18 protein-coding genes are annotated in these 19,067 nt (G+C 62.3%); 11 read left to right on the forward strand and 7 right to left on the reverse strand.

The features are described from left to right. Positions 1-236: 236 nt before the first annotated feature. A complete protein-coding gene (locus tag LNV09_RS04315) occupies positions 237-617 on the reverse strand; it encodes a hypothetical protein (RefSeq protein ID WP_263555852.1) in 381 nt (126 codons plus the stop codon). Positions 618-636: 19 nt separating this feature from the next. Between LNV09_RS04315 and LNV09_RS04320 the strand changes: the two genes are divergently transcribed. The 7 genes from LNV09_RS04320 (at position 637) to LNV09_RS04350 (ending at position 8,630) form a co-directional block, all read left to right on the forward strand. Next, a complete protein-coding gene (locus LNV09_RS04320) occupies positions 637-1,530 on the forward strand; it encodes a LysR family transcriptional regulator (RefSeq protein ID WP_263555853.1) in 894 nt (297 codons plus the stop codon). Positions 1,531-1,566: 36 nt separating this feature from the next. Further along, positions 1,567-2,535, forward strand: a complete 969-nt coding sequence (locus LNV09_RS04325; RefSeq protein WP_263555854.1) for a helix-turn-helix transcriptional regulator — start codon at positions 1,567-1,569, stop codon at positions 2,533-2,535. A gap of 107 nt (positions 2,536-2,642) precedes the next feature. Then, positions 2,643-4,712 (forward strand): 3-hydroxybutyrate oligomer hydrolase family protein, encoded by a 2,070-nt coding sequence (locus LNV09_RS04330; protein WP_263555855.1) that lies wholly within the window; start codon positions 2,643-2,645, stop codon positions 4,710-4,712. 107 nt (positions 4,713-4,819) lie between these two features. Further along, positions 4,820-6,034: a metallophosphoesterase family protein gene (locus tag LNV09_RS04335; protein ID WP_263555856.1), complete on the forward strand. Its 1,215-nt coding sequence runs from the start codon at positions 4,820-4,822 to the stop codon at positions 6,032-6,034. A 21-nt stretch (positions 6,035-6,055) separates the two neighbouring features. Beyond that, positions 6,056-6,682 carry a PEP-CTERM sorting domain-containing protein gene (locus tag LNV09_RS04340; protein ID WP_263555857.1) on the forward strand — a complete coding sequence of 209 codons (627 nt, stop codon included), beginning with the start codon at positions 6,056-6,058 and terminating at the stop codon, positions 6,680-6,682. Positions 6,683-7,187: 505 nt separating this feature from the next. Further along, positions 7,188-8,141 (forward strand): CsgG/HfaB family protein, encoded by a 954-nt coding sequence (locus LNV09_RS04345; RefSeq protein ID WP_263555858.1) that lies wholly within the window; start codon positions 7,188-7,190, stop codon positions 8,139-8,141. 6 nt (positions 8,142-8,147) lie between these two features. Continuing rightward, positions 8,148-8,630, forward strand: coding sequence for a hypothetical protein (locus LNV09_RS04350; protein ID WP_263555859.1), 483 nt, complete (start codon positions 8,148-8,150; stop codon positions 8,628-8,630). A gap of 104 nt (positions 8,631-8,734) precedes the next feature. On the opposite strand, the gene LNV09_RS04355 is transcribed toward LNV09_RS04350, so the two are convergent. The 4 genes from LNV09_RS04355 to LNV09_RS04370 all read right to left on the reverse strand — a co-directional run bounded on the left by LNV09_RS04355 (position 8,735) and on the right by LNV09_RS04370 (position 12,726). Then, positions 8,735-9,565 (reverse strand): HDOD domain-containing protein, encoded by an 831-nt coding sequence (locus tag LNV09_RS04355; RefSeq protein WP_263555860.1) that lies wholly within the window; start codon positions 9,563-9,565, stop codon positions 8,735-8,737. 176 nt (positions 9,566-9,741) lie between these two features. Further along, positions 9,742-10,458 carry a Crp/Fnr family transcriptional regulator gene (locus LNV09_RS04360; protein ID WP_263555861.1) on the reverse strand — a complete coding sequence of 239 codons (717 nt, stop codon included), beginning with the start codon at positions 10,456-10,458 and terminating at the stop codon, positions 9,742-9,744. Between the two features lie 129 nt (positions 10,459-10,587). Further along, on the reverse strand, positions 10,588-11,895 hold the full coding sequence (locus LNV09_RS04365) for a glycerate kinase type-2 family protein (protein WP_263555862.1): 1,308 nt from the start codon (positions 11,893-11,895) through the stop codon (positions 10,588-10,590). A 78-nt stretch (positions 11,896-11,973) separates the two neighbouring features. Next, positions 11,974-12,726 carry a PEP-CTERM sorting domain-containing protein gene (locus LNV09_RS04370; RefSeq protein WP_263555863.1) on the reverse strand — a complete coding sequence of 251 codons (753 nt, stop codon included), beginning with the start codon at positions 12,724-12,726 and terminating at the stop codon, positions 11,974-11,976. 291 nt (positions 12,727-13,017) lie between these two features. Between LNV09_RS04370 and LNV09_RS04375 the strand changes: the two genes are divergently transcribed. From LNV09_RS04375 to LNV09_RS04390, 4 genes are read left to right on the forward strand one after another with little or no spacing between them, the layout of a single operon-like run. Further along, positions 13,018-14,037 carry a hypothetical protein gene (locus LNV09_RS04375; protein WP_263555864.1) on the forward strand — a complete coding sequence of 340 codons (1,020 nt, stop codon included), beginning with the start codon at positions 13,018-13,020 and terminating at the stop codon, positions 14,035-14,037. Between the two features lie 25 nt (positions 14,038-14,062). Next, positions 14,063-15,022, forward strand: coding sequence for a hypothetical protein (locus tag LNV09_RS04380; protein WP_263555865.1), 960 nt, complete (start codon positions 14,063-14,065; stop codon positions 15,020-15,022). Between the two features lie 8 nt (positions 15,023-15,030). Further along, a complete protein-coding gene (locus LNV09_RS04385; protein WP_263555866.1) occupies positions 15,031-15,459 on the forward strand; it encodes a hypothetical protein in 429 nt (142 codons plus the stop codon). A 9-nt stretch (positions 15,460-15,468) separates the two neighbouring features. Further along, entirely contained in the window at positions 15,469-16,419 is a 951-nt protein-coding gene (locus LNV09_RS04390; RefSeq protein ID WP_263555867.1) for a DUF4332 domain-containing protein, read from the forward strand. A gap of 155 nt (positions 16,420-16,574) precedes the next feature. On the opposite strand, the gene LNV09_RS04395 is transcribed toward LNV09_RS04390, so the two are convergent. Next, a complete protein-coding gene (locus LNV09_RS04395; RefSeq protein ID WP_263555868.1) occupies positions 16,575-16,961 on the reverse strand; it encodes a DNA-binding transcriptional response regulator in 387 nt (128 codons plus the stop codon). A gap of 863 nt (positions 16,962-17,824) precedes the next feature. Beyond that, on the reverse strand, positions 17,825-19,027 hold the full coding sequence (locus tag LNV09_RS04400) for a urate hydroxylase PuuD (protein WP_263555869.1): 1,203 nt from the start codon (positions 19,025-19,027) through the stop codon (positions 17,825-17,827). Positions 19,028-19,067: the final 40 nt, after the last annotated feature.

The raw sequence follows: 19,067 nt of genomic DNA on the forward strand, positions 1-19,067 counted from the left end.
TTCTAAACAATCGCGAAAATGCTGACCAGGCGCGCAGGCGAAGTCGGATGGGCCAAACCAGTTCAAACCGCCTCCCTGGGTGCAGCTCGGCTGAACCTGTGGTCTGCAACATTGAGATGGGAGTTGAAGGACGGGCGATCCGGGCTTCGGGGCAAGGCGCTCAGCACTGCGATGCCAAGCGGCAGGGAGCCTTGCAACGCGTGGTCAACAACTTCTGAGTTCATTGTTGCAAGCCACTAGCCAGACGCACAAGCCGCGCCATTGGCGCGAGGCAAGGCTTGATCGTGGCATTGCTTGTGCAGGGATGCAAACGCGCTTGATATTGCCGGCGTGGCTGCCTGCTGCACGGCCTGAGCTGGCCGTTCGCTCCTTTGCACTCCTAAGTGGCCGGCTAACTGGCCGGCTAACTGGCCATCTATATGCCCACCCATCGATAGCTGGCCCAAAGCGAGCTCATCCAGGCCTTGCCAGTTGATCTTCCAATTGAACTTCATTGCGAGCCTCTCTTTCTCTGCGGGGATCTCAGCACTCGCTGAGATTTCCATGGGTGGAATGATATTTAGGCTGATTGAAATTGATAATCCGTCAAAATCCACAAACACTGTTTCCAAAAACATCTCAATTAATCAATTCTTTATGTCTTTGCATGAACGCCTGGCCGATATGGCCGTCTATGCCCGCGTGGTGGAAAGCGGCGGCTTCTCGGCCGCCGCGCTGACGCTGAACCAGTCCAAAAGCGCGGTGAGCAAAGCGGTGTCACGTCTGGAGGCACATCTGGGCACGCGGCTGCTCAATCGCAGCACCCGCAAGCTCACACCGACCGAGGCCGGGCTGGCCTTTCACGCCTATTGCCGGGAGATCGTCGCGCAGGCGGAAGAAGCCGAGCAGCACATCGGCCAACTGCGCGATGTGCCGCGCGGCTTGTTGAAGATCACCTCACCGCTGAGTTTGGGCGTTGGGCGCATTGCCTTGATGCTGCCGGAGTTCCTGGCGCTGCACCCGGAGGTTCGGGTCAGCCTGGTGGTGGATGACCGCAATTTAGACCTGATCGGCGAAGGCTTTGATCTGGCCTTGCGCATCGGCAAGCCGCCCGACTCCAGCCTGGTGGGGCGCAAGCTGGCCGAGTTGCACAGCCTGGTGGTGGCCTCGCCCGACTATGTGGCCAAGCATGGAGCGCCGCGCCGGCCGGCCGACCTGCTGCGCCACAACTGCCTGAACTTCAGTGAACGCGCCGACGAAGGGCAATGGCATTTCACCGGCCCGGACGGCAATGAGAGCGTGCAAACGCAGGGCCAGCTGATGCTCAACACCAGCCTGGGCCTGCGCGAAACAGCGCTGGCCGGTATCGGCATCGCCAAGATGCCCGACTACCTGGCCGCCGAAGGATTGGCCGACGGACGCTTGCTGCGCCTGCTGCCCAACCACCCCTGCCAAAGCCATCCGCTTTACGCCATTTACCCGCACCGGGAACATCTGGCCGCCAAGGTCAAGGCCGCAATTGGGTTCTTTCAGCAGGCCTTTGGCAAGTAGAACTGGGCCCGCGCGCTGCCATGCGATCATCCCGCCATGTACGCCTTTTCCCGCGCCATGGTCGAGCTCTACAGCTTGGCCGAGCAAGCCAGTTATCAGGAGTTCCCTGAGGCCGCACTGCGGCTGCTGCGACGCTCGGTCGGCTTCGACGGCGCAGTTCTTGGGCTGGGCGCAGCCGGCGCCGCATCGCAAGAGCCATTGCAAATCACCCAAGCCCATGTGCATCAACGCGACGAGAACATTCTGCAAGCCTACGGCGCCGTGTCAGCCGGCGACCCCGTCACGGCGGCATTCTTGCGCGGGCTGGAGCGGCCGCTGGCGGTCGACTGCCAAGCACTCTACGGCGGCTCGCAACGACCCGGCTTGAACGATATGGCAGGCTTCAGCCGCAGCTACGGCTTGCGCCATCTGCTGCTGTTTGGTGACCGACCAGTCGGCGCAAAGCCCGGGCGCTGGTTGGTGCTTTACCGCAGCGCAAACAAGGGCTTCCGCGCCGAAGACGCCGACTACCTGCATGCCACCTGGGCCCATTTGTCACGCGCTATCGTCATTCATCACCATGCGCTGCTGGACCGGCAAGACAGCTTGCAGGCGCAGCGTGCATCGGCGCTGGTCAATGCCCACGGCGACATCGAGATCGCCGACCCGCAGTTTTTGGCCTTGCTGCGCCGGCAATGGCCCGATTTATCCAACCGGCGGCTGCCGCCCTGCGTGCTGGATGCGCTCAAACGCGGCGTCAGCTACCGAGGCCAGCAGATCGAGGTCAGCGCCAAGCCGCAGGAGCAGCTGTGGCTCTGCAGAGCGCTGCCGGTCGACACGCTGGCCGCGCTGACACCGGGTGAAAGCGCCGTGGCAAGGCGCTTTGCCGCCGGCCTCAGCAGCAAAGAAATTGCGCGTGAATTGGGCGTCGCACCGAACACCGTGCGCACGCAAATCACCCGCGTCTACGCCAAGCTGCAAGTGCATGACAAAGCGGCGCTGGCACAGCGCTTGATGGAAGCTTGAATTCGCTTTGTCACGCATTTGCGTGATTGAGTGTCGCGCTCGCAAGGTCTATGGTTGCCCAAGAGTTGAAGGCATTCGACCCTCGCTCAACAAAAACGGAGACAAGCATGTTCAAGACCCGCAAACTGCCTATCGTGGCCGCGTTCCTTAGCGCGTTGCCTTTTCTACTGGTGGCCTGTGGCAGCGCCGACGACCTCGATCCGGTTGCGCCCTACAAGCTCAAACCCGAGTTCCTGACGGCCGAGCCCAGCCGCACCGACTATGACGGCGCCAGCAACGGCCTGCTGACGGGCAAGGCGGCGTCACTGACGGCCTTGCTGAGCTACCAGCTGCCGGCCAACCCCAGTGCCGCTGACCTGCGTACCTTGGCCATCCAAACCAGCTACACCGGCCTGCTCGACGTGACGCCGGCCGGCGGCTTCGGCAGCTATTACGGCCGCATCTCGGCGGCAGGCAACAAGGGCAGCGAGTATGTGGCTGTCTCGGACGACGGCAGCGGCAAGCAAAACGTCACCATGATGGTGACGGTGCCGAGCAACTTCGATGCCAGCAAGGCCTGCGTGGTGGCGGTGCCGTCCAGCGGTTCGCGGCCGGTCTACGGCGAGTTGGGCACGATAGGCGAATGGGCGCTCAACAAGGGCTGTGCCGTCGCACTCACAGACAAGGGCGGCGGTGTCGGCATCCATGACCTGGACCGCGATGCCAGCTTCGCCTTCGACGGCAGCGTGGCCACGGCCGGTACACGCAAAGACCTGACGTTCAACGCCAATTTGCTCGGCGATGATCTGAGCATATTCCGCGCCACCAAGCCGAACCGCTTGGCACTCAAGCATGCGCATGGCAAGCAAAACCCCGAGAAGGACTGGGGCAAGTACACGCTGCAGTCGATCAAGCTCGCACTCTATGTGCTGAACAAGCAGTTCCCAAACGCCAATTTATCGCCCGCCAACACCTTGGTGATCGCGTCCAGCATTTCCAATGGCGGCGCCGCCGTGCTGCGAGCCGCCGAGCAAGACAGCGAGGGTCTGATTCGCGGCGTAGTCGCCGGTGAGCCCCAGCTCAATCTGCCGGACAACGCGGGCCTCATGGTCAAACGCGGCGGACTCAACGTGCCGATGTCCGCCAAGCCGCTGTTTGACTACATCACCGTGGCCGGCCTTTACCAGGCCTGCGCCACGCAGTCGGCCGCGCTGGCGCCCAGCAGTGCTTTCGTGATCGCAGCCTTCGCCGCCAACCGCTGCGCCTCGCTGGCGGCGCAAGGCCTGGTCACGGGCGGCACTCTGGCCGAGCAGTCGGCCGATGCCCTGGCCAAATTGCATGCCTATGGCTGGGAGGCCGAGTCCGACCTGCTGCATGACAGCCACTACGGCTTCGAGTTCACCGAGTTGGTGGCGCACACCTACGCCAATGCCTTCGCCCGCGCCTCGGTGACGGAGGGCGTCTGCGGCTATAGCGTGGCCGGTATCGATGCCTCATACAAGACGCCGGTGGTACCGGCCGCTGACGCCTTCAAGACCGGCTGGGCCACCGGCGGCGGCTTGGGTTTTTTGGGCGGCGCCTTCAACATCATTGCCGACACTGCAGTCGGCGGCCCGGCCCTGTTCTTGCTGGCCGCCTCACCCAGCAGCGGCAAGCCCGATTTCTATCTGGACGGTGCCACTTGCTTGCGCCGTTTGGCGAGCGGAGTGGACGTCGGACGCTTCTCCATCAGCGCGGCCGAGCAGGCCTTGGCGGCGCGCATCAAAACCGGCCTCAGCGAGGTGCGCGTGAGCGGTGATCTGCGCGGCAAACCGGTCGTGATCGTGCACGGGCGCTCGGACGCGTTGATCCCGGTCAACCACAACTCGCGCCCCTATGCCGCGCTGAACAAGCGCGTCGACGCCAGCAGCGGCCTGCGCTATTACGAAGTGACCGACGCCAACCATTTCGACGCCTTGGTCGGCATGTACCCCAAGACCTTGGTGCCGCTGCATGTCTACACCTTGCGCGCGCTGGACCTGATGTGGGCCAAGCTGACCACCGGCGCGGCTCTGCCCGACTCGCAACTGGTGCGCGCCCAAGCGCGTGCCTCGTCCAGCGTGGTGTTGACCGACGCGCATGTTCCGGCCATCGCGACCACGCCTGCAGACGCCGACAGAATCTTCATCACAGCAGGTGCGATCGACGTGGCCAACTGAGGTCGTCACATCCTTGTCACCTCCAAGCTCTAGGCTGCGCGCAGTCGTTCGGACGGTCGCCCAGCACCTTGGGCGGCAGCCTTCACCTAGAGTCCTGGAGGGACCAGATGTTCACTTTGATCAGTCGAAAATTCGGCCGGCATGCGCTCGCATGCACGGCTTCCGCCGCTCTGCTGGGCGCCCTGGCCCTGTCAGCTACGCCGGCCTCGGCCGCTGAGGCAGACCCCGTGGTGCTGAGCTTCGCCACCCTCGGCGACTCGCGCCAAGACCCGCTAACGTCTGACCCCACGCTCGGCGCCCTGTCCGGCCAGGACAAAACCTGGCTGCAAAGCAGCAAGGCCTTCTCGCGCATCCTGCGCAGCATCCAGGCGCAAAAGTCGAACCTGCTGTTCTTCAACGGCGACATGATCCACGGCTACGGCTGGGCCGGCTTTGGCTATACCTCCAACCTGGGCGGCACCGCTATCAGCGCGCCGGTGGCACCGACGACCGTCGGCGACATCCTCAACAGCGATCTGGTCAAGTTCTACACCCAGTACGCGTTCTGGCGCGGCATGGTGGCGCCGGTGATGGAAACCGGCACCTACGTCGTGCCGGTGCCGGGTAACCACGAAACTCAGTGCAAGGCCTGCGGCAAGAAGGCCAAGGTCGAGAACGAAAACGCCTGGCGCGCCAATATGGGCGACCTGATCATCGACAGCGCCCGCTTCAAGGCGGTCGTGGGCCAAGACGCCAGCAATTTGAACGTCGGCAATAACGGCGCATTCGATGGCCTGAGCACCGACCAAAGCCAGCTGTCCTACAGTTTCGATGTCGGTGACGCGCATTTTGCCGTCGTCAACACCGACCCGGTCGGCGCCGACTCCAAGGCACCGGCGGCCTGGTTGGCCAGCGACTTCGCTACGGCCAAAGCGCGCGGTGCCAAGCATTTCTTCGCCTTTGGCCACAAGGCCGCCTACACCTATAACTACTCGGCCACCAACACACCGACGCCGGCCGGCGGCCTGGACGTCAATGTGGCGGCCCGCGATGCCTTCTGGAAGGTGATCGAGGACAACGGCGCCACCTACTTCTGCGGCCACGAGCACATCTTCAATATGCAGCAGCCCAAGGGCGCGGCCTGGCAAATTCTGGTCGGCGCGGGCGGCTCGCCGTTTGATTCGAAGTTCGGTGATGCGTCGGCCAACCCGGCCACAGACCGGACTTATTCCTGGGCCAATGTCTTGATCCGCAAGAGCGGCAAGGTCGAGATCACCGCCTACGGCTTCAATGACGCCTTCGGCCCGACCCAGGTGCTCAAGCAAGTCACGCTGGCGCGTTGAGACTGAAGCAGGACCACAACCATGATGCGCATCAAAACAATCGCCCTCGCCGCCGTGCTCGCACTGTCCGGCGCGGCCCAAGCGGCAAGCTTGATCGACACCGGCAGCCCGGACGCCAGCAAGCCCGGCTATGTACTGGATACCGCCAACTTCCTGGCCGTGCAGTTCAAAGCCGACGCCGCCTGGCAGATTGACGGCTTGTCCGCCTATCTGAGCGGGGGCAATGCCGGCGAGCACTTCACCGTCGCCTTGTATGCGGATAGCAGCAGCCATTTGCCGGGCGATCTGCTCGCATCCAGCTTGGCCGAATTCTCAGCCGATGGCTGGAATAGTTCCGCAGCCTTGAACTGGAGCTTGCCAACGGCGGGCAACTACTGGTTGGCGTTGGAAGGTGCGACAAAGGAAACCATCCCCGGTCTGCCCGAGCCGGACGGCAGCTTTGTTGCAACTGCCGGCGGCCTGAGCATGCCCGGCCTAACAGCCTTCTCGGACGGCGGCTTGGCCGGCTACCAAGCCAGCCCGGGCATCCAGTTCGGCCTGCAGGTGACCGGTGCGGTGCCTGAGCCCACCAGCTACTTGTTGCTGCTGGTGGGGCTGGGCGTGATCGGTGTGAGTCGTTTGAAAGCCTGCCGGCAACAGCACGGCTAGCACTGAAGGCTGCAAATCAGCGACAGAACAACAAGAAGAAAAAGAAGAAGAAGGGTCCGGTCAGGCTTGAAAAAGCAGACCGGACCCTTCGGTGCGTCCACGGCGGCCTAGCGCGTCGTTTCAGCGCACAAAACTTCTTGAGCAGGAATGTTATTTTTTACTGCCACACCCCCCATGTCGTAGGGGGTCTCGAACAGATGGTGCGACCGTAATATGCGCGGGAATTTGAAAGCCGCAGAGGGTCACGGAAGCAAATTTCGGGCTTCTGCTCGCGATTCAGCCTTTTCCTCTCGCTTCGAAAACAGCTTGTGCATTCAATGCTCCTGAGATCTAGACGGCTACGCGGAGTGCGGGCGAGCTTCAGCTCTGTATTTGCACCCGCCCCGACCGAGCTCAGAAAACGAACAGCCAAGCGAGCATTGCCTTTCTTCGCGAGGGCAAAAAAACGACCGCCTTCCCTGCAGGCATAGCTGAGGGGAGGCCAAATCATCGTGAGGCCTCCTTGATGAAAATTGCAATCGCCAGACACCGTCGAAGCTTCAAGTTTTGCTCTTTGGGTGCAGCTGCGCTGTTGGCGAGCTTGACTGCTCAGACAGGAGCGGCCGAGCAAACCGGTGCAGCCGGTGGCGCAACTGCCGTGGCCGGAGACGCTCAGCTACAGACCTGCACTGCCACCCTGGGCACGATTCGCTTGCAAGATGGCTATACGCCGGCAGCCAACACCGCTGCCGCTCCCGCAGCCAACAACGACAGGCTGTCCTCCATCACCGGCGTCTTGGCCAGCTTGGCCGCCCTCAACGGCGGAGCCGGCGCACCCTCAGCCGGGCCCGCTGGAGGCAGCGGCACAATGAGCGGCGCCTCACTCGAATCATTGCGTTTGCTGATCCAGCAGTCCAACTGTTTTGTGATTGTTGACCGGGGTGCCGTGGAGCAGGCCGCCAACGACGAAAAGAGCCGCGCGCGCTCCAACAACAATGAAATGCGCGACGACGCTCATATGGAGCAGGGCCAGGAAGTCGCCGCCGATTTTGTGTTGCGCTCCTCCGTCATCTCCTTAGAAAACAAAGAGAACACCGGCATCAAGCTGGGTTTTCTGTCCAAAATTGGCATGTCGGGCAGCAGCAAAAAGTCAGACATGAATGCCAAGGTGCAGCTGGTGCTGTCCGATGTCCGCTCGAAGGTTCAATTGGCGGCCGCGCTGGGCGAAGGATCGGCCAGCAATACCGCTTTGGCCGGCAATATTCTGGGCGGGGCTAGCCACTTCCTCGGCGGGGTCGGCTACAGCTCGGAATCCAAGACCTCCAGCACCACGGTCTTGCTGCAAGCGTTTGCCGATGCCTACAACAAACTCGTTCCGGCCGTGCAGAACTACAAGGCGCAAAGCGTGAAAGGCGGGCTGGGCACCGGTGGCGCCCTGCGCGTGCAGGGAAGCAAAAACGCCGAGTCACAGCGGCCCTGAGGCGCTATGCAGCAGCTCCCTTCCGGCATCTTTGCGCTGGCAATGTTGGCGCTCAGCGCTGCAGCAAACGCCCAAGAGTACAGCCGCTTTCTCAGCTGCAAAGGCAACTTTATCGCGGATGAAAAAACGCATGAAGCGAATGCGGAAATCGCCTTGCGCGTCAACAACCGCACGGCCTTGATTCAGGGCTCTAACGTATTACCTGTGGGTGAAATACTGCGCTACGTGCCCACGCCAGTCAGCTATTCGATGACCTATATCTTGCGACCCAAGGGCACGAAGGTAATTGTCGTGCCGGGCTGGTTTCAGAACACGATTCTGGTGGCCTACCCAAACTTGAACCGACTCAACCAGATTCGCCTTTCGGTCAATCGGCAAACGGGCGTGCTGGACGGCAAATTGCTGAATGAAGAAGATGAGCTGCTGGGCTCATTCAGCATGAACTGCAGCTCGCAAACCGAGCAAGACGTGGCCGCCCCAAAGTTTTAAGCGTGACTACTGCCCCACCTGCGTTGAACATTTCACTCCGGCCCGTTTGACCTCGAGGAGCCATATCAAGCGTGGGTTCGGCGCCTCGATCGGGCTCAGCAGGCTCAGTGCAGCAACTGCTCCACATCGCTGGCCACATCCCCGGCGGCCGTGATCTTGGCCTCCAGATAGGCCAGATCCAGATGCAAATGTTCAACCAAATCGGGCACCGCCACCAGTAAGGCCTGGGCCGGGTTGTCGTGGTGCTCGGCGGCGTCGGCCAAGACCTCGGCCAGATGCAAAACCGCCGCCATCAGCGAGAAGGGTCGAATCTCCATCGGCGTGTTGGCGTCCTTGAAGGCCTCGACCATGGGGGCCGGGAAATGCCAATGCGAGGCCAGCGAGGCGGTGACATCGGCATGGGTGCAGCCGAAGCGGTGCTCTTCGAGCGAGAAACGGCTGCCCGGCTCGGCCGCATGGGCCTCCACATCGGCGACCATCTCAGGCTCTTCCATCGCCATCATCAGCTGGCCTGTGCGCAGCATCAGGCCGGCCAGATAGCTGGTGTCGGCGTCCACGCGCAGGATCTGGCTGAGGATGCGGGCATAGGCGGCTGTGGTGATGCTGTGGCGCCAGAACAGCGCCCGGTCCAGGCCCTTGATGACCGGAAAGGCACCCGAAATGCAGGCGGCCAAAGAAAGATTACGCAAGGTGTCCAGACCGAGCGCGCCGGCGGCGTCGTTAAGACTGGAAATCTGGTGCGAGGGGCTGTAGCGGGCCGAGTTGGCCAGGCGCAAAACCTTGGCCGACAAGGTTGAGTCCTTGCCGATCAATTCGGCAATGGCATTCAGACTGATGTTGTCATCGTCGAAGCTTCGAATCAGCCGGCTGGCCACTTCGGGCATGGTCGGCAGTGCATTATTGTTCTTGAAAAACTTTTCGGCTGCAGCGCTCACATTGGTCTCCTCAAGCTGATGCGCGCAAGCTTAAAAAGCCCGAGCAGCATCGGAGCCACCACAGCGGGGCCCCGTCACCCGCAGTCTAAGCGGCGACCGCGCTTTTTTGCAGCGAACTAAGACTTGAAAAGCGTTGAAATTCACCTCTATAAGACAAGGCTTGTGCAGCGCCGTGCTCAGCCATGCGCAAGGTTTTGCAAGGCGGCCAGATTCAGCAGCTTGATTGAATAGCCCTTGACTTCAATCAGGCCGGCCGTCATCAGCTGACGCAGCAGCCGCGACAGGGTTTCGGGCGTAATCGCCAGCTGCGCGGCCAGTTCGCGCTTACGCTCCTTCAAGGCCACGTCCGCGCCTTGCACCGGGCTGCGCTGCAGTAACCAAGTAGCCAGACGCTTTTGCGCGTCCTTGGACATCAAGTCATGGGTCGCGCCGGTGAGGCTTTGCACGGTCTGGGCCAAGGCCATCATCAGGCGCTCGCGCATGTCCGGAAAGCGTTCCAGCAGCACACGCATGCCGTCCAAGGGGAATTCCAGCAGCGCAGACGGTTGCAAGGCACGGGCGTCTTGGGCGTGGCCTGAGCCCAACCAGGCGCTGCTCAAATCCAGCCAAGCGGGGCCATGAACACAGCGCTCCAAATGAAACTGTTGATCATCGCCGGCCGAGCCCAGACCGACCACCCCGTCCAGCACCGCCACCAAATTGCCGGCGGATTGGCCGCGCGAAAACACCGCAGCCCCCGTCTGCAATTGGCGGGTTTGGGTCAACGGAGCCAAGGCATGCATCTCGGCATCGCTGAGCCGCGGCGGGCCGAGCAGCTTGTCAAGCAAGGCGGCGCTGCTGCCGGCACTGCGTGGCAAGCGGCGAGCGGACTGGGAAATGATGGCAGTTTCCACGTTGGGCCTGACGGAAAAGTCGCTGAATGGACCGCAATGTGTCGCAAGCCCCCTTTTCTGTCTTTGCGAAAAGTCAAAACGGTCGACGACAAACCCGCCTGCGGGGGCCGCAGCTTGCGCCAGCGCAAATCAGCGGATCAGCAGAGCCCTGAAATCATTCACATTGGTGAATGTAGGGCCGGTGCTGACGAGATCGCCCAGCGGCTCAAAGAAACCCAGCGCATTGTGGGCGTCCAAGTCCTGCTGCGCACTCAGCCCCAAGCCGCACGCACGCGCCAAACTGCTGGGCGTGAGGATGGCGCCGGCGTTGCGGCCGATGCCGTCGATCCCGTCGGTATCGGCTGATAGCGCATAGACGCCGGGCTCGCCGTCCAAGGCCAAGGCGCAACTGAGCAAGAATTCCGTAGCGCGGCCGCCTTGACCGGGAGGCGACTGAGTTTGCCGCAGCGTCACCGTGGTTTCACCGCCGGACAAAATCACGCAGGGCTTGGCAAAGGGCTGGTCTTGCCGCGCGACAGAGCGCGCGATGGCCGCATGGACGCGCCCCACCTCACGCGACTCGCCCTCGATGGCGTCGCTCAGGATATAGGCCGGCAAGCCCAGCGCACGCGCGGCATCGGCGGCGGCCTGCAGACTCATCATGGGCGTGGCGATGAGCTGGGATTGCTGAGCCGCAAAGCAAGCGTCGTCAGGCTTGGGCGTCTCAAACGCGCCGCTGCGCAAGCCTTCTTGCGCCGCTGCCGGCAGCTCAATCTGGTAGCGCTGGCAAATGGCCAGCGCCTCGGCACAAGTGGTCGGATCAGCCAAGGTCGGGCCGGACGCGATCACGGCCGGGTCGTCGCCGGGCACATCACTGATCAAAAGGGTCAGGACTTGCGCCGGCGCACAGGCCGCGCCCAAGCGGCCGCCCTTGATGGCCGACAAATGCTTGCGCACGCAATTCATCTCGCTGATGCTGGCGCCGCTTTTGAGCAGTGCGCGGTTGATGGCTTGCTTGTCGGCCAAGCTCAGGCCCGCAGCCGGCAGACTCAACAGCGCCGAGCCACCACCCGAAATCAGGCAGATGACCAAATCATCGGGGGTCAAACCTTGCGTCATGGCCAGGATTCGCGCGGCCGCGTTGGAACCAGCGGCATCGGGCACCGGGTGAGCCGCCTCGACCAACTCGATGCGGCTTGGCCGGAAGCCGGGCGGGCAATGGCTATAGGGCGTGATCACCAAACCGCTCAAGCGGCTGTCTGTAGGCCAGGCCGCTTCCAGCGCCTGCACCATCGCGCCGCCCGCCTTGCCAGCGCCCAGCACCAAGGTCCGACCGGCCGGCGGCGACGGCAGATGCGCGGCCAAAATGCGCGCCGGCAACGCACGCGCCACGGCGACATCGAAGAGATGCCGCAAAAATTCACGGGGATGATTCAGAGGGTCGAGGGCAGCGTTCATCCGGTCCATTATCTCGGAGCGAACTTCCCGGCAATCTGCCGGTCAGATACGCCAACGCTGCCCTGCCCAGCAGCAGAGTCAGGCGCCGCCGCGGCGACGACGCAAGCGCAATGCCAGCAGCCCCAAACCGGCAAGCATCAGCGCATAGGATTCAGGCTCCGGCACCGCGACCACGGTCCGCGTGAAGTAGCTTTGACCTTGGCAATCAGCCAGGGAATCTCGATTGCAGGTGCTGGCGGGAAAAGCCACCGCATCGAGCATGTGCCCCTCGGCATCCAAGCCTGAAACATTCAACCAGACCAAGGACCGGTAGAAATAGTAATCACCCGCGGCCACGGCACCGGCACTGGGCGAAAAGGTCCCAAACAAATAGTCATGATGCCCGCCGGGCGCCAGGACATAGGGCTCAGAAAAAGGATTGGCAGCGAACGAGAAGTTATAGGGTGGCCCATCCGTGCAATTGAGGGAGAAGCTGCCGCTGCAACCGAAACCGATGGTCAGGCTAAAGCTGGTGTAGCTCGTGAAGTCACTTTGAAAATACCCCCCTTGGCCGTCGTTCCAAGTGCCACTGGTCGGAAGATCTGCGGCATTCAGGCCTGCCAGCGGCAAATTGCTGTCAAGCGTGAAGCTCTCGCTGGGGTCCTTGTTGCTGAAGCGAACATGGACATCAATGCTGTCATTGGGGCCGACCACACCCGTGGGCTCGGTGAACACCAAGGACAAGGAGGACCACGCCGCTTGGGCCGAGGCCGGTGGCACCAGCGCAAAACCAAGGCCAGCCAGCAAGGCTGCACGCATTGAAAGTCCAAAAGAGCACGTTGTCTGCTTCATGATTTCTCCAAAAATATTAGGGCCAGATGCTGCGGTCAGCACAGCCAACGCTACGCCTCAAGTTCGGTTTAGCCATCCCCCTAAGGCGCTGCTTTTCGCCTGCCCGGGGGCATTTCTCGAACTTGCTTGCGCCTGGTCAACAAGCGCCAGGGCTCGCGGCTGAACTTGCTCAGGCCTTGATCTAACGCAATACGTCAACAGCGCCAGGCCCGCAAGCTTTGCGGGCACTTCATGCGAGGACGGCAGCCCCCTCGCCCGCTTGATCAGCGCTGCGCTCACCAGGGAATATTCATGGCCAAGCCCACCCATCCGAAGTCGGCTCACCGATCCACGCCAAGCACCGCCTTGAGTCGCAGAGAGCCGCAGGCACTGGCTAGCCGCGATGCCGGCGGCGGAGCCGGCAGCAGCAATAGCAGCGGCGGCGCGGCACCAAGCTCTGGCGTAGGCGCTTTGATAGCCAGTCAACTGGCCGATATGACGCCCAGCTTCGGCAATATCCTGGCCTCGATCGGCCTCGGCGTGGCACGCTCGCAAGCGGCCTTGGATGAAGGCGTGATCGAGACGGTCAAGCAACTGGCCGACACCAAGATCACCGTCGTCACCGAGGTGATCGAGCAACTCGATGATGATGGCCTGCCCAATGTGGCCGCCACACAGCTCGTCACCAACGAGCTGTCGGTCTTGAACTTCGTCGCCCCGACCGTGCATGAATGGCAGCATGTATCGCTGTCCATGGACATGAGCGTGGGCGCGATGGATGAGCAGACCGGCTTGTCCTACAGCCTCACGCAGACGCACAGCGGCAACACCCGGGGCGCCTTGGCCGGGCTGGTCGGTGTGGGCGCGATGTCCACCAACAGCAGCGTTTTGTCCATGCAGCTGAATGCCGAGCGCGAAGCGCAGTGGTCGAACGGCACCGTGCAGCTGGACGCCGTGCTCGCGCCTCGACGCACCGGCAAATTCCCGGTCCCGGCGCAGGTGACGATAGGCCCGCAACTGTTCATCAGCCAAGGCGCGGTGAGCGAAACCAAGACCGGTGGCGTGCTGACCGAGCGCAGCGTCGAGTTGATGATCAGCGTGCGCAAGGCCAGCGGAGCGGTCAACCCCGACAAAGAGCTCAGCCTGGATGCCGGCGGGCTGCTGCCCAGCTTCTCGAGCGACGATCCCTTCACCGGCTCGACCACCAATGCCGACGGGCGATGCAGCGTCAGCCTGCGCCGCCCCATCACGCCGGGCTTTGCACAGCCGGCCCGGCGCAGCATCACGCTGCGCTTGGGTGAGATCAGCAAGCGCTTTGACTTGGTGATCTAGCTATCAAACTGAGCAGGAGAAAATCATGGGCAACACCCTCTCGTCTCCCTTCCAAGCGGGCAACGCAGTGAACGCAGCCAACGCCGGCAGTCAAATGCTGATCGATACCAGCTCGCCCAAAGGCTTGGCCAGCAATCTGCAAAGTGCCGGCATGAGTTTCGGCCAGCTGGTGGCCAGCACCGGCCAAGCGGTGGCCGACACGCAGATGCGCCTGAACACCACCGGTGCGGCAATGGCCTCGGCCCTGGCGACTACGCAGGTCGAAGTGATCGCGGCGCAGGAAAGCATCTATGACGACGACGGCCATCTGCATGAGGCACGCACCTTCACGCGCAAGCTGCCCTTGGTCAACTTCATTGACCCGGTGTTCTATGAATGGACAGCGGTGCGCCTGCAGGGCGAGTTCTACGCCAGCGGCTTCAGCGGCAGCGCCAACGTCACCGCGACGACGCAGACCGAAACCAAACAGCCCGGCAGCGGCGCCTTTGGCTTCATTTTCGGCGCCAACAAGGTCGACACCCAGACCAACACCAGCACGGTCACGGTCGGCGCTACGACCACGCAAGAGCGCTCCTTCGGCCATGTGCGCGCCAGCGCCTTGCTGCAGCCCAAGCGCGATATCGGCGTGCCGCCGCCGCGCCAGGTGGTGCGCGGGCCCAGCCTGAATGTGGTGGCAGGCGAGATCAAGGACGTGATGGACGGAGAGGTCTTGCAGGCGCGCACCATGGCGGTGTTGATCGAGCTGCGCCGGGCCGACGGCAGCGCAATCGCCGGCAAGGCGATAGCCATCGACACCGATGGTGCGCCCTGGAGCTATACCGACGACACGGCGATGCTGACCGACGCACAAGGCCGCTTGGCGCTGACGCTGCGGCGCGACTTTCTGGCCGCACTGGCCGGTGCTGCGCCGGACACAGCGCCCAAGGATTTGATTCTGAGCGCCCGGCTGGGCCTGGTGTCAAACAGCAGCAGCCTGAGCTTTTAGTCGCTTTCATGAGCCGCTTGCCCGTCCGCCGCGCCAGCCTGCCCGCGCAACAGGCGCCACTGTCCAGCCTGCTTTGCGAAGCCGTGGCCGGCGTGCTGCGCGCGCAAGCCGAGCTGGACCGCGACGCGCTGAGCCGCGTCACCCAGTTTGTGCAAACACCGAATGGGGCTTTGAGTTTGCCGCCGCTCTGGTACTCAATGACACAGGTAGATCTAAGCTTCGAGATGGCGGCCACGGTGAGCAAGGTCAATGCGCGGCCAAGCACTAAAGGCACTAACGGCACTAACGGCGATAGCGTACGGCTTGACTGTCGCCTGCTCAATCCCGCCATGGTCAGCCTGTTCGGCCACAGCGCGTCCAGCGGTTTGAAAGTGACCCTGCGGCTGGCGCCGCAGGACGCCGACGGCTTGCGGCCACTTGATACGCAAAGCAGCTGAGCCACAACCATGCCCTTGCCGCCTGTCTCTGAGCCGAGCAATATCAAACGTGTCGGCAGCGAACGCTTGGTTCGCATTGATGGGGTCAATGGCATCTTCACGCCGATCGGCAGCACGGCCGAGCTGCCGATCGGCGCGGATGAACGCGCCAATCTGCAAGCCGTCATCGACGCGCTGAAGCAAGAACTGAGCAGCGTGCAAAGCGAGAAGCAGCAGGCCGAACAGCAACTCAGCCAGCTGCGCGACCGACCCTCGGCGCCGGACGACTTCGCCAGCGCGGTACAGCAGTCATTGGACGAGTTGCAGGGACGCATGGCGACCATGCGCAATGCAATGTCCAACTTCGCCGTGCGCGAGTTCAAGCTGGAAGCGAGCGTGTTTGTGCAGGTCTCGGCGCTGGGCAATATCGAGTACCGCTTTGTGCAGCCGGGCGACCAGATTGAACCAGCCGCGCTGTCCAAGCTGACGCTGGATGTGGTGCCGGTGCCCAAGAGCAATCTGGCCGGCGTGTGGTCCAGCGAGTTGTTTCAGCCCGAGCTGGCGCTAGGCGGTCTGCCCGGCCTCACTGATGTTCAGCTCAAGCGACTGGAGGGCGCGGGCCTGTTCTCGGTCGGCGAGTTTTTGCAAGTCGGCACCCGGGCGCGCGCGCAAGTGACGCTGCAAGCCCTGCTCGGAGCCGAGCGCCAGCAACTGCAGCGCTGGGCCCAGCAGGCCGCGCTGATGTGCTTGCGAGGCGTGAACGGCGCAGCTGCGCTGGTCTTGATCGAAGCCGGCTTCGGCAACTTCGAGCTATTGGCCGGCCACGCGCCGGAGACAGTGGCGCGTGGCTATGCACGGGTGCGCGCCGCGCACAAGGACTGGGGCGCGCCCTTGGCCGGCATCGCCTGGGCCCGGCAGTGGGTGCGCGCAGCCCGGCAGTATCTGGGTCTACCCGAGGACGCTGCGGCGGCTGGCACTTGACACTTGACACTCGACACTTGGGCCGGACACTGTGCCCGCACCCGCAATTATTTCAAGGCCCATGCTCTAGGCTGGACCTTTCCCCTACTTCAGCAGTCCTTGGGGTTCTCGCTATTCACCCCAAGCTAGCGGGCTGCGCCCACTTGAACTCGAATTCATTTGGCGTGCGACGCGAGCTCTTCGACCAACTGAATCAGCTCGGCAGCGTTGTTCGTACAAGCATTGGCGTCATGAAGTGACGCCTCCTCGCGCAGCGCTGGCGCGTCCAGCGATGCGTAAAAAACGACAGGTGTTTGATCGTCCCGCCCGCGCATACTGTCCAACAAATGAAACCCTTCCCTGAGCCCTTCCTTTCGGCCCATGTCCGAGATCACGGCCAAGTATTTGTTCTTTGCAAGCAGCGCCAAGGCCAACCCGGTTGATAAGGCATAGGAGATATGAATACCTCTACGTTCAAGATGGGCGGCAATCGGTCGGTTGTCCTTGGGCTGATCATCTACCCAAAGGACCCGACGGCTGGCGTCGTAGCGATATGGAGTCATTGCTTTTGTAGAGGTCCGGTGCCTAGCGTCGAAGTTAAGCGGCGAGCGATGGCTGGGCGCGGAAGGCCCAGGATGACATGGCAGCCTGGAGTGCGCAGCCCTTCCGACTTGGCTCGAACGAATGCTCAGGCGTCGCTGCACGCATGTTGGCTATGGCTTTGCAGCGCTCCAGTACGACAAGAAGTCTCTTCCGGTCGAGTTTGTGAGACCCTCGAGTCGACTGCCCGTGAGAATCGCTGAGTGGTTGTAGGGGCCCGACTGGTCTGATGTGACGAAGGCGATGCGAACCGTACCCCAATCGGTATTGATTCTCGCTTGTTCAATGGGCGCGCCATAAAAGGTGCCAGAGAAGGTCTTTCCATTGACCGAGGACACTACGAATTCTTGAAAGTAAGCCGCCGCAGTTGGCGTCGGTCGCAGGTCTACCTTCCAGACGCCAATAAGTGCCTGCGGATCGGCAGGCTTTATATCTACGTTGGGTGCTGCGCATCCAGCGACCAGCGCAAAGGAGAGTAGCGATACTGCGATTCGCATTTGAGCCTTTCCTGACCGTGTGAGAGACAGTGGTTTCGCGACGCCCAACTAGGCCATGGGGCGACCCCGCTGCTGCGTACCGCAGCGACTGCGCCGCTATTTTCTGGGTATCTCGGCTAGCCCGCACAAACTTGCTGCAGATCCTCCCACTTGCCCGGTTTGTACCACGCGTGTCGAATCGCTAAAACCAGCAAACCCTTGAAGCAGGCTGGCTTGGAGTGAGTTCACGAACTCCAAAATTCATCGGCATACAGGGATATCCGGCCTTGTTGTTGGAGCTCACGTCGTCCACGCCAAGCAAGCAGGCTTGGTTTGGCTCGGTCGCCGATCTAGTCGAGTCGAACTTTTGCCCCGGCCTCGAACCAGCGCCCCAGCAGCGCCCGCTCCGCCTCGGTGATGCCAGTCGCATTGTTGAGCGGCATCAGCTTTTGCAGCACCGCCTGTTGATAGATCAGCGGCGCGTTCTGCGCGATCAAGGCCTGCGTGTGCAGCTGCACCCCCTTCTGCGCGAGGTCGGCGTTATGGCACATCACGCAGCGCTGCGTGATGATGGTCTGCACCTCAGCAAAGCTAGGGGCCACCGCTTGCGCGGCGAGCGGCACGCGCAGCGGCGCCATCCACAGGATCAAAGCCGCCAGCAGCGCCAGCGCAGCGGCCACCAAGCTCCAGGCGTTGACACCCTTGTGCCGCTTGACGAAGTAGCTGCGCACCAGCACGCCCACGGCCATCAGTGCAATCAGCACCAGCCAGTTGTGCGCATGGCTGTAAAGCATGCCGTAATGGTTGCTGAGCATCGCGATCAAGACAGGCAGCGTGAAGAAGGTGTTGTGCACGCTGCGCTGTTTGCCGCGCTGGCCGTAGACCGGATTGACCGCGCGGCCGGCGCGCATATCGGCAATCACCTGCTTCTGGCCCGGAATGATCCAAACCAAGACATTGGCGCTCATCATCGTCGCCAGCATCGCGCCGATGATCAAGAACGCGGCGCGGCCGGCGAACAGCTGGCAAGCAGCCCAAGTTGCTGCGGCGACGAAGACGGCGATCAGACCCAAGACCCGACCGTCGTTGCCAATCTGGCCATCCTTTGTTTTTCCCAGATGCCTGCAAATCTGGTCATAGACCAGCCAGCCCGAGAGCAGAAAGCCCAAGGCTGCCGCAATCGCCGCGCCAGGCCCCCAAGCGTGTATCCGTGGGTCGATCAGATAAGTGCTCGCATTGAACAGATACAGCGTCACAAAGAGCGCGAAGCCGCTGATCCAGGTCCAGTAGCTTTCCCAATAAAACCAGTGCAAATGCTGGGGCAGATTGGGCGGCGCCACCATGTATTTTTGCGGGTTGTAAAAGCCGCCGCCATGGACGGCCCACAACTCGCCGCTCACGCCTTTGGCACGCAAATCGGCAGCGACGGGAGCGACAAGATGGTTATCCAACCAGACGAAGTAGAAGGAGGCGCCGATCCAGGCGATGCCCACGATCAGGTGCAGCCAGCGCAGCAGCAAAGCCGCCCAATCAAGCAGATAGGCGAGATCCATATGAGTCTCAATCCAAGAATCAGATGCATCTCACCACAGG

This window comes from Paucibacter sp. B2R-40 (genome assembly GCF_025717555.1).
Lineage (GTDB): Bacteria > Pseudomonadota > Gammaproteobacteria > Burkholderiales > Burkholderiaceae_C > Paucibacter_A.